The sequence below is a fragment of the Saccharophagus degradans 2-40 genome (genome assembly GCF_000013665.1).
GTDB lineage: Bacteria > Pseudomonadota > Gammaproteobacteria > Pseudomonadales > Cellvibrionaceae > Saccharophagus > Saccharophagus degradans.
This window is the reverse complement of the sequence record NC_007912.1, coordinates 3,243,456-3,260,231: the sequence shown is the minus strand read 5'-3', so window position 1 is coordinate 3,260,231 and position 16,776 is coordinate 3,243,456. Positions and strand designations below refer to the sequence as shown.

Below are 16,776 nucleotides of genomic sequence, written 5' to 3'. Positions count from 1 at the left end.
TTAAAAAAGCGCCCGGTCTACTTAGGTCTACTGCGCTCGTTGGAATAATGACAATGATGTCGCGTGTGCTTGGTTTGGCCCGCGATGTGCTCTTCGCCCGTTATATTGGTGCTGGCCCCGATGCCAGTGCTTTCTTCTTGGCTTTTAAAATCCCTAACTTTTTACGCAGGTTGTTCGCAGAAGGCGCTTTTGCGCAGGCGTTTGTGCCTGTGCTATCCGAATACCGTACGAGCGGCAGTGTAGATGCAGTGCGGGGCTTGATAGATAGAATTGCTGGCTGTCTTGGGTTATCCCTTATTGCTATTACGGTAGTTGCTGTTGTGGCGGCACCAGCATTTACAGCCGTTTGGGGTGTTGGCTTGCTGGTGAAAGGCGAAACGGCTATGTTTTGGCTTGCTAGCGACCTGTTGCGTATTACCTTTCCCTATTTGTTGCTTATCTCGTTAACTGGGTTTGCTGGCGCAATTCTCAATAGTTACGATCGCTTTGCTATTCCAGCCATAACCCCAGTGTTCTTAAATGTGTGCCTAATTGTGGCCGCGGTGTTCGTATCGCCACTTATGGATGAGCCTGTAGTGGGGTTGGCGTGGGGTGTATTGGCGGCAGGGGTGGTTCAATTTGTGTTTCAGTTGCCGTTTTTAGCGCATCTGGGCTTACTACCTAGGCCTAAAGTTGATTGGAAAGACCCGGCCGTTAAAAAAGTGCTCACTCTAATGGCGCCGGCTATGTTTGGGGTCTCGGTTAGCCAAATTAACCTTATGCTAGATACCATGTTGGCCACTTTCCTGCAGTCGGAAAGTATTGCGTGGTTATATTATTCAGACCGCTTAACCGAGCTGCCTTTAGGAGTGTTTGGTATTGCTATTGCCACGGTTGTGCTGCCTACGCTATCGCGCCAGTTTAGTAAGAATACTCATGAAGGCTATGGTACAACGCTGGACTGGGCGTTGCGCATGGTTATGCTTATTGCTGTGCCTGCGGCCATAGCATTAATTGTGTTGGCAAAGCCCGTGTTGTTCACCCTGTTTCAATACGGCAAAACATCGGTAAACGATGTGAATATGGCGGCTTTGAGTTTGTGCGCTTATTCGTTAGGGCTTACCGCTTTTATGCTTATTAAAGTATTGGCTAGCGCTTATTTCTCCCGCCAAGATACCCGTACGCCGGTGCGGATCGGCATCATAGCTATGGGTGCAAATATGGTGCTAAACCTACTGTTTGTGGTGCCTCTGCACTTCATTTATCAAATTGGCCACATGGGTTTGGCAATGGCGACGGCATGCTCAGCGTTTTTGAATGCCGGGTTGCTTTACCGCGGTTTACGCAGGGCGGGCGTGTATCAGCCTGGCAGCGGATGGCTGAGGTTTTTTGTGCAGCTGGTTGGTGGCTCAATATGCATGTTCGCAGCCCTTATGGCGGCGGCGTATTATGTGCCCAGCTTTGAATTTTTAGCATGGCTAGATAGGTGCATTTACATGGCGTTGTATGTGGCAATTGGTCTATTTGCCTATGTTCTTGGCTTGGCGATTACTGGCTTGCGGCCTGGGCACCTGCGTCATCACAGTTCTGAGTAGTTTTTTCACGCAATGGCTCGCTTCTGGCTTAATAGTGAGCGCTGCGTAGGGTATACTCCCGCTCCTGTTATGCGGGGTTCTACCGCTTTCAAGAACGACAATTGCGGGTTACCTAAACAATCATGACCTCCCACCAATTTGCCTGTGGCCGCTTTAAACAAGCGCAATTTTTGCCACCGTTTGATGCTACTCACAAGGCTTGTGTGGTAACCATTGGCTCGTTCGATGGGGTGCATTTGGGGCATCAGCAGCTATTGCAGCAAGTGGTTGCTCAGGCGGCGCACTTGCAGCTACCTTCGGTAGTGATTGTTTTTGAACCGCAACCTCACGAGTTCTTTTCGAAAGAAAACGCCCCCGCACGCTTAATGCGCCTGCGCGAGAAGGTGCAGGCCCTGTTTGCTGCGGGGGTAGATAAGGTGTTGTGTTTAAGGTTTAACCAGCAGCTTCGCAATCTAACGGCGAATGATTTTGTGGAACAGGTGCTGGTAAAGGGGCTAGGGGTTAAATACCTTGTAGTAGGGGACGATTTTAAGTTTGGCTGTGATCGCAGTGGCGACTTTGCAGCCTTACAGCAGCAGGGCGAGAAACACGGTTTTAGCGTGGTAGACACGCAAACCCAGCTAGCGACTACCGAACACGATGGTACCGATAGAATTAGTAGTACGCGCATACGTGCGTTGCTAGAAACCGATAAGTTTGATCAAGCCGCTGCATTATTGGGCGCGCCTTTTAGCGTTGCTGGGCGGGTTGTATACGGCAAACAGTTGGGCCGAACCCTGGGGTTTCCTACGGCAAACATTGGTTTGGGGCGTTATCGTTCGCCGGTAAATGGTGTGTATGGCGTAGTGCTAATCGCCAATGACCAGCGCTACAACGCGGTAGCGAATGTTGGGGTAAGGCCTACCCTGGGTGGGCGCAATAAACCAATTTTAGAAGTACATGCACTTACGCCTACCGGCAATTTGTATGGCGAGTTTGTGCGGGTTGAATTTAAATTCAAAATTCGCCAAGAAATGAAATTTACTTCGTTAGATGCTTTAAAAAATCAAATAGCTGACGATGTGAGCACAGCGAAACGTTATTTTCAATCTAACGATTAACTAAAAATTTAAACAGAAATTAGCTTTTTAACAAAAGAAAATTTATATGACCGACTACAAAGCGACACTCAATCTTCCGCAAACGTCTTTTGCCATGAAAGCAAACCTCGCTCAGCGCGAGCCAGGCATGCTAAAACAATGGCAGCAAAGCAAATTGTATGAGCAAATCCGCGAAGCGCGTAAAGGTCGCGAGCAATTTATTTTGCACGATGGGCCTCCCTATGCAAACGGCGATATTCATATCGGTCACGCCGTAAACAAAATTTTAAAAGACATCATCATCAAAGCCAAAACCTTGAGCGGCTTTGACGCCCCCTATGTGCCCGGCTGGGATTGTCACGGCTTGCCTATTGAGCACAACGTAGAAAAGAAAGTGGGCAAAGCAGGCGTTAAAATTGATCACGTTGCATTTCGTCAAAAATGCCGCGATTACGCTCGCAAGCAGGTTGAAGGTCAGAAAAAAGATTTTATTCGCTTGGGTGTGCTTGGCGAGTGGGATACACCATACCTCACTATGGATTTTAAAACCGAAGCCGATACCGTGCGCGCTTTGGGTAAAATTGTAGAAAACGGTCACTTACACAAAGGTTTTAAACCTGTGTACTGGAGTGTAGTGGGTGCCTCTGCATTGGCTGAAGCCGAAGTGGAATACCAAGATAAAACATCCTTCGCGATAGACGTATGCTTTGGTGTTGCAGATGTAGAAGACTTTGCCGCACGCGTTGGCAGCGTTGCTGGCACCGGTAATATCTCTGTTGTTATTTGGACAACCACACCGTGGACCTTACCGGCTAACCAAGCCGTTAGTGTAAATGGCGAGCTAGATTATGTAGTGGTTCAGCATGGCGAGCAGCGATTGGTGCTGGCAGAAGCGCTGGTGGAATCTGTTGCTAAACGTTTAGGCGTAGAAGAGCTAGCTACTGTCGCTACCTTCAAGGGTGCGGCCATAGAAGGGTTGAAATTAAATCATCCTTTCTACGCTAAGCAAGTGCCTGTTTTGTTGGGCGATCACGTTACCACCGATGCCGGTACTGGCTGTGTTCACACTGCACCCGATCACGGCGCAGATGACTTTGTAGTATCCAACAAATACGGCATAGAAACGCTTAATTATGTAGACGAAAATGGTATCTATCGCGATAACGTTGAAATATTCGCGGGCGACCACGTTTATAAAGTGGATGAAAAGGTTATAGGTCTGTTAGAAGAAAATGGCCGTTTACTGCATCAAGCTAAATTGGTGCATAGCTTCCCACATTGCTGGCGAACTAAAACCCCGCTTATATTCCGCGCGACACCGCAATGGTTTGTAAGTATGACCAAAAACAACCTGTTAAAAGATGTAAAACAGGCAGTAGAGGGAGTTAATTGGGTGCCCGATTGGGGCCGTGCACGTATAGATAGCATGTTAGATAGCAGCCCAGATTGGTGTATCTCTCGTCAGCGTACGTGGGGCGTGCCAATTACTTTATTTGTGCACAAAGAAACGCAAGAGCTGCACCCCAACACAGCTGCATTGGTAGAAGACGTTGCCAAGCGCATAGAAGAAAAGGGGATGGATGCTTGGTTTGAATTAGATGCAGTAGAGCTACTAGGTGACGAAGCCGATCAGTACCAAAAGGTGACAGATACCTTAGACGTGTGGTTCGACTCTGGTGTAACTCACTATTCGGTGGTTAACGCGCGTGAAAACTTACGTTACCCCGCAGATTTGTACCTAGAAGGCTCGGATCAGCATCGCGGCTGGTTCCAATCTTCTTTAAAAACATCAATGGCTATAAACGGCTCTGCACCCTACAAACAAGTGCTTACCCACGGTTTTACTGTGGATGCCGATGGCAAAAAAATGTCGAAGTCGATTGGTAATACCGTGTCGCCACAAAAGGTGATGAACGACTTAGGCGCAGATGTTTTACGCTTGTGGGTCGCGGCTACCGATTTTAGCGGTGACATGAGTGTATCTGACGAAATTTTAAAGCGTACAGCAGATTCCTATCGCCGTATTCGCAATACTGCGCGTTTCTTCCTGTCTAACCTTACCGGTTTTAACCCACAAACCGATTTACTGCCAGCCGAAGAAATGTTGTCGTTAGACCGCTGGGCAGTCGATCGCGCCGCCGCGTTGCAAGCCGATATATTAAAAAGCTACGACACATATCAGCTGCACCAAATCTATCAAAAACTACACAACTTCTGTGTTGTAGAAATGGGTGGCTTTTACCTAGATATTATTAAAGATCGCCAGTACACCACCAAAGAAACCAGCCATGCGCGCCGCTCTGCGCAAAGCGCTTTGTATCATATTGTGGAAGCGTTTGTGCGCTGGATAGCACCAATTTGCTCGTTCACCGCTGACGAAATTTGGCAAGCAATGCCAGGTGAAAAAACTGGCACAGTATTTACTGCTGAATGGTACAACTTGCCACGTTTGGCTGAAGGCGCTGAGTTGGGTAATAGTTACTGGCAATTTATTGCCAAAGTAAAAACGGCAGTAAACAAAACCATAGAAGCCAAGCGCAGTGCCGGCGAAGTGGGTGGCTCGTTGGCTGCAGAGGTGACGCTGTATTGTTCAGAGAGTGTTGCACAAAAGCTTACTTTGCTAAAAGACGAATTGCGCTTTGTGTTGATTTGTTCTTCGGTAACGGTGGTTGCGGCCAGCGAAACCGAAGGCGAGGCTACCGAGGTGGAAGGATTGCGTGTTGCGGTTGCTAAGTCTAGCCACGAAAAATGTGCGCGCTGCTGGCATCACCGCGAAGACGTGGGCCAAAACACTGCGCACCCAGAAATTTGTGGGCGTTGCGTAGAAAATATTGATGGAGAAGGGGAATCGCGTGAATTCGCCTAGTCAATCAAATGAGTCGCTCAATGCTTTTTTAGCGAAAAGCCCGTGGGTTTGGTATGCCATAGCGTTTGTTGTGATTGTGTTAGATCAAATCACTAAGCAAATAGCTGAAGCACAACTGTTGTATAACCAACCGGTAGAAATTACTGGCTTCTTTAACTTTACCTTGCGCTACAACCCCGGTGCGGCATTTAGTATGTTTGCCGATTGGGGCGGTGCGCAGCGCTGGGGCTTGGGTGCGTTGGCGGCAGGGGTGAGTGTTGCTATTACTATTTGGATTGCCAAGCTAGATAAAAGCCGGTGGACAGAAGCTTTGGCTTTGGCGCTGGTGCTGGGCGGTGCAATAGGCAACCTTTACGACCGCATGCTGCTTGGTCACGTAATTGACTTTATTGAAGTGCACGGCTGGGGATACTACTTTCCCGCATTTAATATTGCCGATTCTGCAATTACTGTAGGCGCAGGCATACTTATTTACGATGCGCTATTTATTCAACCTAAATTAAAAAAGACAGCCGACGCTTAAGCGCGCGGTAGCAGGACTAATTGTGACAAACGATGTATTAGCAGTTGGCGCCGGTATGGAAGTGACTTTGCACTTCGCGTTGACCCTAGAAGATGGTGCCGTAGTAGACAGTAATTTCGAATCTAAGCCCGCCACCTTTGTAGTTGGCGATGGCAAGCTGCTCCCAGGTTTTGAGCAAGCTATTTTCGGGTTAATCGCCGGCGATAAAAAAGCCATGCACATTCCGCCCGAACAGGGTTTCGGTCAGCCCAACCCAAATAATATTCAAGAAGTAAAGCGTAAAGTGTTTGCCGCCGATATGGAGCTAGCGCAAGGCTTGGTGGTGTCGTTTGCAGATGCTAACGGTGGTGAAATGCCCGGAGTGATTGCTGAAATTGGCGAAGAAATTGTTAAAGTTGATTTTAACCACCCATTAGCAGGGCGAGAAATTACCTTTGAAGTTGAGATAGTCTCCGTAAAGCCGGCGACGACTCACTAAACATAATTAACCTTCTGCCTAGGTAGAGAGCGTTCTTATTTATGGAAATAAAATTAGCCAACCCGCGCGGTTTTTGTGCCGGTGTAGACCGCGCAATTGATATTGTGAATCGCGCCCTGGATGTGTTCGGTGCCCCTATATATGTGCGTCACGAAGTTGTACACAATAAATTTGTAGTCGAGCGCTTAAAAGAGCGCGGTGCGATATTTGTGGACGAGCTTGAAGCCGTGCCAGACGACGTGATCGTCATCTTTAGCGCCCACGGTGTATCGCAAGCCGTGCGCCAAGAAGCGGATCGCCGTGGTTTGAAAGTGTTTGATGCCACCTGCCCACTGGTAACCAAAGTGCATATGGAAGTGGCCAAATACAGTAACGATGGTTGCGAGTGTGTGCTGATTGGCCACGAGGGCCACCCAGAAGTAGAGGGCACCATGGGCCAGTATGATACCGCCAATGGTGGAGCTATCTACTTGGTGGAAGACGAGAGCGACGTAGAGCAGCTAGAGGTACGCGACCCAACGCGCTTATCTTACGTTACCCAAACAACGCTTTCGATGGACGATACCGCGAGGGTTATCGATTCGCTGCGCGCCAAATTCCCCCACATTACAGGCCCGCGGAAAGATGATATTTGCTATGCCACCCAAAACCGGCAAGATGCTGTAAAACAGTTGGCCTTAGAGTGCGACCTAGTGCTTGTAGTGGGCTCTCCCAATAGCTCTAACTCCAACCGCCTGCGCGAGCTTGCCGAGCGCTGCGGTACCGCCGCCTACCTTATTGATGGCCCAGAAGACCTAGATAAAAGCTGGTTCGCAAACTGTAAAAACATCGGCATTACCGCAGGCGCTTCAGCACCAGAGGTATTGGTGAGAGATGTAATAGAAGGCCTAAAAGCCATTGGTGCATCTGCCCCTGTTGAGTTGCAAGGGCAAGAAGAAAACATCAGCTTTAGTTTGCCCAAAGAGCTGCGCGTATAGCGCTACCTTCCCAAAGCGTGCTGAAAGAGGCCGCTTTGGGCGCTCATCACTGTTCCGGTGTGACACTTTTCTCACTTTTAAGCCCATCATAACCACTTGTCGTACGTCTATACCGGTTATCTGTATCCGCGTTACACTAGCCAAAACTGTTTGCTAGAGTGCATGCTATGAAAAAGATTATTCCCCATTCTGGTTTTACCCTTTTAGAGTTGATGTTAACGCTCCTCATGGCTGCGGTTCTTGTGGCGCTTGCAGCACCCATGATGGATTCAACAATCAAAACTCAGTCCATTAGATCATTGCAGCGTGATTTTCACAGTGCATTAGTATACGCACGCAGTGAAGCTGTTACTCGCAATAGGGTGATTAGTGTTTGTTCTAGTTCTAATGGTGCATCGTGTAATGCCGGTGTATGGTCTGATGGATGGATAATTTTTATTGATAGCAGTACAGCGGGTTTTGGTAACGGCGTGTTGGATAACGGTGAGACTTTACTTCGTGCCAATGTGTATGAGGGAAGCGCTGTTCCTAGTGTTGTCGATCCAGATGCAGATGCAGCAGTAAGCTTTGTTACTTTTAGTTTGCGCGGGTTTACCTATAACTCCAATCGGGTATACGTTCAGATTTGCCCCAGTGATTCGGAGGATTCTTTCGCAAGGGGGCTAATGTTAGAGCGGTCCGGAAGAGTCGTTTACTCTCGTGATGATAATGGCGATGGAGTTCATGACAGAATTTTTCAAAATGATGCTGGCGTGGCCGTATCAACTAATTTGGACTGTTAATTATGGTTAAGTGCGTCAAATCACAGAACGGTTCATCATTGATCGAAGTTATGGTTGCTCTATTTGTGCTGGCAATTGGTATGCTTGGAGTGCTAGCCATGCAAACGCGTGCCATTCAGATGAATCAGAACTCTGCACAATATTCGCAAGCCACAACCTTGGCAGCCGATATATACGAGGCAATGCTAACCTCTCCCTCTTCACCTGGTAGTTACACCATCAACTTTGATGACGCAATCCCTGCTGCGCCGGCTTGTACGGCAAGCACATCTGAATGCTCGCCGTCTCAAATCGCAGCGTGGAATAAGCATCACTGGTTGACGAATGTACAGAACCTGTTACCAGGTGGCGAAGGCCAAATAGAGGCATCTGGCGATAAAGAGTATGTAATTAGTATTCGTTTTGTAACTGGGTACGATAAAGATACCGACGAGCCTGTGTATGAGCAAGTCGATTTGGATGTGAGAATTTAGAATGTCAAATATTGCGGGTCGTGTGTTGGGTTGTTCAGATGGTAAATCGAGCGCTCAACTAGGGTTATCGCTTATAGAGCTTTTGATTTCGATGTTAATTGCCGCATTTATTTTTGGCGGCGTGCTATCGGTGATGCTGTCCGGTAGGAATGCCCATATATCTGAACAAGAAACAGGAATACTTCAAGAAAACCAGCGTTTTGCCACAGCACTGCTTACACGTGATATTCGTTTGGCTGGTAGCTTTGGTTGCGGGTCTACTGAGCGAGCATCAGTTGTTAATTCAGTTGACCCTCTCGTTGTTGCCGATGGCGGTTTACTTGATGGAGGCGCATTGATGGGGTACGAGGGGAGTACGGATAAATCCACCTTTCCATCTGGCTTTCAGGCTAATGCAACGGTTGGCTCCGATGCAATTATATTGCGTTATGCAGACCCAGATACATCTGTTTCTATAAGCGGTCATAGCCCTAATGCTGCTGTAATGCAGCTGCACCAGCCGCATAGGTTCAATGAAGACGATATTTTAATGGTGGTGGATTCAACTTGTCGCCATGTAGGGGTTTTCCAGCTAACAGCGGGTAATAACAACCAAATTAAACACAACGCCGGCAGTAACCGGGGCGATGCAGGAAATTGTACGAAGGTGTTGTTTGCGCCAACGAGTATTGACTGCACCTCGCCAAGTTGCGGCCCGACGTCTTGCGGCGGCTATTCTGCCGCCGCTTATGGGGATGGTTCAGAGGTGATGCAATTTGTTGCAAACGCATACTATATTGGCCCTTCAACAGTTTTGCCTGGTGTGACAGCGTTAAAGCGGCAGGTTTTATCTGAAATGTCTACGCGCGCAGAAGAAATTGCTCAGGGTGTTGAGAGTATGGAATTACTCTACGGTGTCGATGTTGATACACCGTTGGATGGCGACATTGATAGGTTTGTAAGCGCCGATAACGTTAGCGATTGGACCGCAGTTTTAGCCGTGCGATTTAATTTGATTTTCCGCTCGCAAATTGAAATGTTTGATCAAGACCAGAGCGTTACGATAAATGGCGTTACTTACACAGATAAATATATGCGTAAGCTGTCTAGCAGTACTGTGCAAGTTCGGAACAGAGGGTTGTAGTTTGAAAATGGCTTCTACTATTAATGCTAACCATGTAGCTAATCTTTCGAAACCGCAAAGCGGGGCAGCCTTAATTGTGGCTCTGGTTTTGTTGGCCGCTATTTCGCTTATCGGTGTGGCTAACATGCAATCCTCTACGCTAGAAATGCGAATGGCTGCATCTACCTTTGAGCGAGAAAGATCGTTCGCTATTGTTGATGCTGGCTTGCGAGAAGCAGAGCTTAGTTTATCTACGCAAATGAACTTAAAGCTTGTTGATTTGCAAAGTGATACATGCACCACAGGAAAGTGTTTTACTTCAACCTGTGCTAATGGGTTATGTTTTGACGGTGTGTTTGATAGTGGTATGACCGAAATAGAGTGCGAAGTTGCACCTACCGCAGGCACAACCGAACGAGTTAAGTTTTGGGAACAAGCCACTTTATGGTCTACGGCAGGTAAGTATTTAGAGATAGAGGTTCAAGAAAAAATTGTTAAATATTTTTACGAATTTCTATGTTTCGTTCCAGCGGGAACTGCGCCTTTCAATGGTGATGATCCAGCAAATTACAACAGCGGTGAGCCACTGTTTCGAATTACGGCGTACTCAGAAAGTGAGGGCGACCGCGCTCCTATAATGTTGCAATCAACAGTAGTTGTTGAGCTGTAAATGCAAAGGCTGATGGTGATTGAAATGCAAATCGTGAAAAGAAATCGAATCATTAAGTTTGTAAATTTAATAAGTAAAGCGATGTTGGCGATAACGGCGTCTATTGCTATAAATGCTAATGCGCAATTGCAAACAGTCGCAGATTTCGATGCGATCCCTCCTACCGTTGTAGACTCAACTACGCCGCTTGTAATGCTTGTAATGTCGCGAGATAACCAGCTCTGGCACAAAGCCTATACGGATTATACCGATCTTGATGGCGACGGCACTATAGATACTACCTATAACGATCGATTCGAGTACTACGGCTATTTTCGTTCAGATCTTTGCTATACATACGCCAACGGCATGTTCTCGCCTGCTGCCGAAGTCGCTGAAAACTCGCACAAGTGTAGCGGTCAGTGGTCTGGTAACTTTATGAACTGGCTGACCACAACGCGTATAGATGTTGTGCGTAAAGTGCTCTACGGTGGTTATCGCTCTACGGATACAGCCACGTCTACTGTTTTACAGCGTGCGTTTATTCCTGCTGACAACCATGCATTTGTTAAAGTGGTTGATGCTTCAAAAATTGACGGGGTTATAGCGGATTATACGCCTATTACAGGGTTGTCAGTTGTTAGTTTTTGTAATGTTACTGATTACGATGTGGGGGCAAGCGATATATCTGGCGATATGTCAGCAATTGATAACCCTCCAAAGCTAAAAATGGCTGAAGGAGATCAAAAAGCATGGTCTGGAAGTGAGCGTAATCAATGCCAATATTCTGGATCTGGTGGTGAAGGAGGGCGGTCTCAATTCTCACCTGGGAGGCCTACTGATTCAGCTATTACAAGTATAGCGTCAGATGGTGAGTTAATTGTTCGCGTTGAAACTTGTTCCACTGCATTGGACTCGCCAGATGCTAAGAGCTGTAAAGAATATGAAGACGATTCGGGTAATATCGTTCGTAAACCATATGGCATTTTACAAAGCTATGGAGAAACCGGAGAGTTTAGATTCGGTTTGATGACCGGTAGTTATGAGAAAAAAGACCGCGGTGGAGTACTTAGGAAAAATATTGCGCTCATGGGCGGAGTTGATGCTGCAGCCGCAGATTTAGAAATAGATTTGGAAACAGGAGTGTTCCTGACGAAAGGCTCTGGTGACCCAGGAATTATTAATACAATCAATCGCCTTCGTATACAGGGATGGGACTATGGTGACACACATTATGATGATTGTGATACATACGGCCTTTCAATTAACAATTTCCTCTCTACTACTGCTTCGAATAATAGAAAGTGTAAAGACTGGGGAAATCCGATTTCGGAGCTCTATGTAGAAGCCCTTAGGTATTTTGCTGGTGGTTCCGCTAATTCTGCCTATGTTACTGATGATGGTTTTATTCCAACGGCGGCTTGGACAGATCCATTTAGTGCTGACGCTCCTTGCTCCAAATGTTCCATTATTGTGCTTTCGACGGGCTTGAATAACTTTGATGGTGACTTGTATACGAACGCGCTCCCTAATTTGACATCAATTGAAAATGAAACGGATTTAGTTGGTATAGCGGAAGGTTTGAATATAGGGCAATACGTGGTTGGTAATGCAACTGGTGGCACCGCAGATGAATGTGACGCTAAATCAATACCTAGTCTAAGTGCTGCGAGTGGTCCGTGTCCAGAGGTGCCCCGTTTGCAGGGTACCTATAAAATAGCAGGTGCTTCCTATTACGCAAAGAAAACTGATTTACGAACCTCGTTGATCGGTGAACAAACTGTTAATACCTATGCTGTTTCACTATCTGAGACGATGCCAAGCTTCGATATAACAACAAGCTCTGGAGAAAGTGTTAAGTTTGTACCAACTTGTCAAGCGCATAGTAATGGTAGAAGGAGGGTAACGGATAGTGGGTGGACTGCATGTAGCTTGGTTGATCTAACTGTAGTGGATAAGCATGATTTTGGGGGGGCACTTCTAATATCTTGGGAAGATTCGATGTGGGGTAATGACTATGATATGGATGGTTATATCTATTTTGAATATTGTACCAAAACTGGTACCGCAAGCCAGGTTCGAACTGCATGTCCAAAAGGATTAAATGAAGATGCACAAGATGAGTTTGGGAACAATACAAGCCCAAGTGCCGTAATTAATCATTCCAGCGGTGACTTCACAAACACCCATATTTCACATGTTGTGCCGGAGTGGGATGAAGCTGCGACGGGTGAAATTCAAATCCGATTTGCATTGGTGGCTTCCGCGGGGGGGAACTCGTTGAAGTTTGGTTATGTTCTTTTGGGGAGTGATGATGATGGGGCGCACGTCAATGAACTTCTCAAAGAAGGTAATGACAATATTGTATCCACTGCTATTTTTGATGGGCCAGACTCGAATCGAACCATTTGGAGTCGAGATGCTAAAAAGGTAAGAGCTACCCCAGGAACACCTTCTACACTGGAGAACCCCCTTTGGTATGCTGCAAAATATGGGAACTTTACAGACTTTAATAATTCAAGTACGCCTGACTTAACCGGTGAGTGGGATGTTCTTAATGTCGATGGAACCGTGGGTTCTGATGGGATTCCCGATGGATATTTTCCAGTGTCAAATCCAGCAAATTTACCTACAGCAATTAAGCGTATTTTCGATAATTTAAGCGAGCGCGTTTCTGCCGGTAGCGCAGCGGCAGTGAATGCTCAAACAGGTAGCGGTGAGGGGGCTGTTTACCAAGCCCTTTATGCTCCTACAGTTGAGGGAAGTAATGGTGAGGTTAGTTGGGTTGGTTCTATACATTCTTTGTTTATTGACGATCAGGGTAGAATCAGAGAGGACTCCGCAGCCCCCAAAGCACAGCTCACCGATGCTGATAATGTATTATCTTTTTACTTTGACGATGTGGAGGATGAAACAAAAATTCAACGTTATACCGTGGGTGGTGTAGCAGTAGGAGACCCAATAACCTTCACCGATAGTTCATTTAGCCCCATTTGGTCGGCGAGGGAGCAGTTGGGTGCGGTAACCGATTATATTAGTAACCGAACTTATACATCTAACGCTAGTGACGGGCGCTATATATTTACAAGCTTCGACCGAGATGGCGATGGCAATGTAATAAGCCCGGAGTATGAAACAACAAACTCTGGACCAGGTGTAACAGACAAAGCCCACGCATTCGTTGCCTCTAACTTTGCTTTATCTGGCAGTACCGCTACCGATCACGGTTATTTAGGTTTAGCTAGTGGCGTAACTGAAGCGTCAGTTGAAAATTTAATAAACTTTATTCGCGGCCAAGAAGGGTTGCCCAATTCCAGGTCTCGCTCCATTTATGATGGTGATGGCAATGCAACTAAATATTTAATTGGCGACATTGTGCACTCTACTCCTGCAATTGTAGCGAAACCTGCGGCAGGCTACCATTTGACTTATAGGGATAGAACCTATAGGGAATTTGCCGAGCACTATCGCGCTAGGCGCAATGTTATTTATGTAGGGGCGAACGATGGAATGCTACATGCATTTAATGCTGGCTTTTTTAATTCTACAAATACATCGTTTAGTTTAACTGACGCTTCAGGTCGTGCCACTCCTCACCCATTGGGCAGTGAGCTTTGGGGCTATGTGCCTTTTAATTTATTGCCTCATTTACAGTGGTTGAAATCTGAGCTATACCCCCATGTGTATTATATGGATGGTATTGTAAAAACTTTTGATGTAAATATTTTTGAAGACGATACTGATCACCCTGATGGTTGGGGCACAATAGTTGTTGCCGGTATGCGTTTTGGTGGCGGTGAATTTTATGTAGATCACGATGCCGATGAAGGTGAAACCAACCCAACAGATAGAATAGCTATGCGTTCTGGTTACGTGATTTTAGATGTTACAAACCCGGAAGTTGCACCAAAACTTATAGCTGAAATCACGCACCCAGATTTAGGCTACAGTGTTTCAGAGCCTGCGCTTATAAAGTACAGAATGCCAAATCCTGATACAGGTTCTTACGAGGGTACCTCTCGAAATCGTTGGTACATTGTATTTGGTTCTGGGCCAGCCGGTGACACCGATGCAGAAAGGCAAGCAGCCCTTGATGAAGCGGTGAGTAGTAAGAGCGCTAAATTATTTGTTTTTGATCTTAACAATAAATCTCTTTCTATGAGTGAGTTGACCGATAACAATGGCGACCCTGAATTGGCCAGTTTTGTGGGCGGTGTAGAGTCGGTAGATTGGACTTCAGATTTTGTTGACGACGCTATTTATTTCGGGCTGGTTTCGGGTGACGCTGCAACGCCAGGGGGCAAACTCAAGCGTGGTAAATTAAGCTTTTCTGAAAGTGGTGATTTGAATATCGATTTCTCTCGTGATTTGTTTAATGGCACTAGCTTGGCGTTCAGCGCGTCGCCTCTGGCATTTAGGGATGTAAACAATGACTACTGGGTTTTTGCTGGGACTGGTAGGTATTATGTCGCAGCAGATAACTTATCTACTCAGCAGCAGTCGTTTTTTGGTATTAAAGAACCGAAGGCTTCTGGTATAGCTGCTTTGAATACAACTGTGGCAAATGCCAGTTTGGTAGATACGTCGACTGTAGATGTATATACCGATGGGAGAGTCTTTGACGAAGGTGCCGCTGTTACCCTAACGGCTAATGGTGCCACGCTGGTGCCGGAAACCTTTGAAGATGTTCAGGAGTTTATCGGAGCCCACGGAGGGTGGCGGTTTGACTTGTACTATCCTGTTTGGGATATTATTGCGCCGCGTATGAGGGTTACAACAAAGGCTGCTATGGCTGGTAACTCTGTTATTTTCACCGCCTATGATGCGACCGGCGAGTATTGTGATTCCGAAGGGAATGGTTATTTATTTGCGCCTTATAGCAATGGCGGTGCTCCTGGCCCCTTTGCCCCAGTTGGGACTGATAGTAGCGATACCATTAGCGCTGCAGTAAGTGGCGACCCGAATGAAGAGCGCGTACTCTGGGGTGTGCCATTGGGTATTGGTGTTCCTTCTAGCCCAATTGTGACCAGACCAAGTGCGGATTCTGATAGTGGTGATTCGGGGTGTGATGAGTATATGGCGCTAGTACAAAAGTCGACTGGTGAAATTGTTAATGAAATGCTTGGCTGTGAATCTTACACTTCTGGTCGTCAAAGCTGGCGTGAAATCCCTGTAACATGGGAAATGTAATTAAAAGTAGGTTTGTATATGCGAAATTATAGGAATGTTTCAGCTGGCTTTACCTTGATTGAAGCAATTGTTGTTGTGGCGATTGTTGGAATTATATCAGCGTTCGCTATTTCTACTTATTCTGGTTCAGTAGAAAAAACTCGACGAGCGGATGGCAAAGCGGCGGTACTACGTGCAGCAGCAGCGCAAGAAAAGTGGTACGCACAGAATAACCAATATTCGGCGGATATGTCGGTGCTGGGTGGGGCTACTTCGAGCGAGGGGTATTACACATTAACAGCGGCCAACACTTTAAACGGTGTAGCCTGTGCGACTAGAACGTGCTTTACCATCACCGCTACAGCTACTGGTGCCCAAGTGAGTGATACCGAATGTGGCATTTTAACGGTTGATAATATTGGCCGTAAGCGTTCCTATCGGCTTGGCACAACCACAGAAACACAAAACTGTTGGTAAATGTTGTAATTAGCTAAAAGTAAGGTGCTAGTTAAATTACTAGCACCTTACTGGGCTGCCGTCTGAATTTTCAACTATCCCGTCGCCATCTAAATCTCGAGCTACGTACAGCCTACCTGGCATGCTAATGGTTACTCGGGTTGAATGTGTTGGATGCTGTGGGTTGCAATAAGTAAAGCTCCCAGCCTGTTGTGCGCTACCGTCTTTTTTAAAGCGTATATAGTCTCTACCAAACGAAGCCCCTAGTCTTAATTGCCCAGAGTATTGAAGATCATTTAGTAGCAGTACATTTTCACCGTCATCTATTTGTCCATTCTTATTGTTATCTACAAATACAGCAATTTGAGTAAATTGGGTGTTTGTACATTCATTATTATTGTGTAAGCCGCATACGCTTACTGTTTGCTCTGTAGTAATAGCTTTTGTTCTTGCTAAGGCGATTGCTGAGCGAACACTTGCCGTCAACGACTTTGATTTCGATTTTTCTAAAGAGGATATTAAGTTCGGTATTGCGAGGTTGGTAAGTAAGCTTAGTATGGCGAGTGCTATTAATAGGTCTAATAGGGTAAAGCCTAAACGTCTGGTGTATCCCATTCTTTTGCCTCCGTGCAAATAATAAATTTTTGT

General features: G+C 46.4%; 13 protein-coding genes. 12 read left to right on the top strand and 1 reads right to left on the bottom strand.

The genetic code is table 11. The features are described 5' to 3' along the window. Positions 1-56: 56 nt before the first annotated feature. From murJ to SDE_RS13405, 12 genes are all read left to right on the top strand, one after another. Entirely contained in the window at positions 57-1,574 is a 1,518-nt protein-coding gene (gene murJ, locus SDE_RS13460) for a murein biosynthesis integral membrane protein MurJ (RefSeq protein WP_417750317.1), read from the top strand. 122 nt (positions 1,575-1,696) lie between these two features. After that, positions 1,697-2,674, top strand: a complete 978-nt coding sequence (ribF, locus tag SDE_RS13455; RefSeq protein WP_011469044.1) for a bifunctional riboflavin kinase/FAD synthetase — start codon at positions 1,697-1,699, stop codon at positions 2,672-2,674. 46 nt (positions 2,675-2,720) lie between these two features. Continuing rightward, positions 2,721-5,519 (top strand): isoleucine--tRNA ligase, encoded by a 2,799-nt coding sequence (ileS, locus tag SDE_RS13450; RefSeq protein WP_011469043.1) that lies wholly within the window; start codon positions 2,721-2,723, stop codon positions 5,517-5,519. After that, positions 5,506-6,042: a signal peptidase II gene (gene lspA / locus SDE_RS13445; RefSeq protein WP_226986426.1), complete on the top strand. Its 537-nt coding sequence runs from the start codon at positions 5,506-5,508 to the stop codon at positions 6,040-6,042. Before ileS ends, lspA begins: the two co-directional genes overlap by 14 nt. A gap of 22 nt (positions 6,043-6,064) precedes the next feature. Beyond that, complete coding sequence (gene fkpB / locus SDE_RS13440; protein ID WP_011469041.1) at positions 6,065-6,520, top strand: FKBP-type peptidyl-prolyl cis-trans isomerase; 456 nt, start codon at positions 6,065-6,067, stop codon at positions 6,518-6,520. Positions 6,521-6,561: 41 nt separating this feature from the next. Beyond that, positions 6,562-7,497 (top strand): 4-hydroxy-3-methylbut-2-enyl diphosphate reductase, encoded by a 936-nt coding sequence (ispH, locus tag SDE_RS13435; protein WP_011469040.1) that lies wholly within the window; start codon positions 6,562-6,564, stop codon positions 7,495-7,497. A gap of 167 nt (positions 7,498-7,664) precedes the next feature. Beyond that, positions 7,665-8,279, top strand: coding sequence for a GspH/FimT family protein (locus SDE_RS21370; protein WP_011469039.1), 615 nt, complete (start codon positions 7,665-7,667; stop codon positions 8,277-8,279). 2 nt (positions 8,280-8,281) lie between these two features. Then, positions 8,282-8,752, top strand: coding sequence for a type IV pilus modification protein PilV (gene pilV / locus SDE_RS13425; RefSeq protein ID WP_011469038.1), 471 nt, complete (start codon positions 8,282-8,284; stop codon positions 8,750-8,752). A 1-nt stretch (position 8,753) separates the two neighbouring features. Further along, positions 8,754-9,875: a PilW family protein gene (locus tag SDE_RS13420; RefSeq protein WP_011469037.1), complete on the top strand. Its 1,122-nt coding sequence runs from the start codon at positions 8,754-8,756 to the stop codon at positions 9,873-9,875. A gap of 7 nt (positions 9,876-9,882) precedes the next feature. Further along, positions 9,883-10,524: a pilus assembly PilX family protein gene (locus tag SDE_RS13415; protein WP_011469036.1), complete on the top strand. Its 642-nt coding sequence runs from the start codon at positions 9,883-9,885 to the stop codon at positions 10,522-10,524. Between the two features lie 24 nt (positions 10,525-10,548). Further along, positions 10,549-15,693, top strand: a complete 5,145-nt coding sequence (locus SDE_RS13410; protein ID WP_011469035.1) for a pilus assembly protein — start codon at positions 10,549-10,551, stop codon at positions 15,691-15,693. Positions 15,694-15,711: 18 nt separating this feature from the next. After that, positions 15,712-16,149 carry a type IV pilin protein gene (locus SDE_RS13405; protein ID WP_011469034.1) on the top strand — a complete coding sequence of 146 codons (438 nt, stop codon included), beginning with the start codon at positions 15,712-15,714 and terminating at the stop codon, positions 16,147-16,149. Between the two features lie 39 nt (positions 16,150-16,188). Here SDE_RS13405 and SDE_RS13400 read toward each other — a convergent pair whose 3' ends face one another. Continuing rightward, a complete protein-coding gene (locus SDE_RS13400) occupies positions 16,189-16,743 on the bottom strand; it encodes a GspH/FimT family protein (protein ID WP_011469033.1) in 555 nt (184 codons plus the stop codon). Positions 16,744-16,776 lie beyond the last annotated feature (33 nt).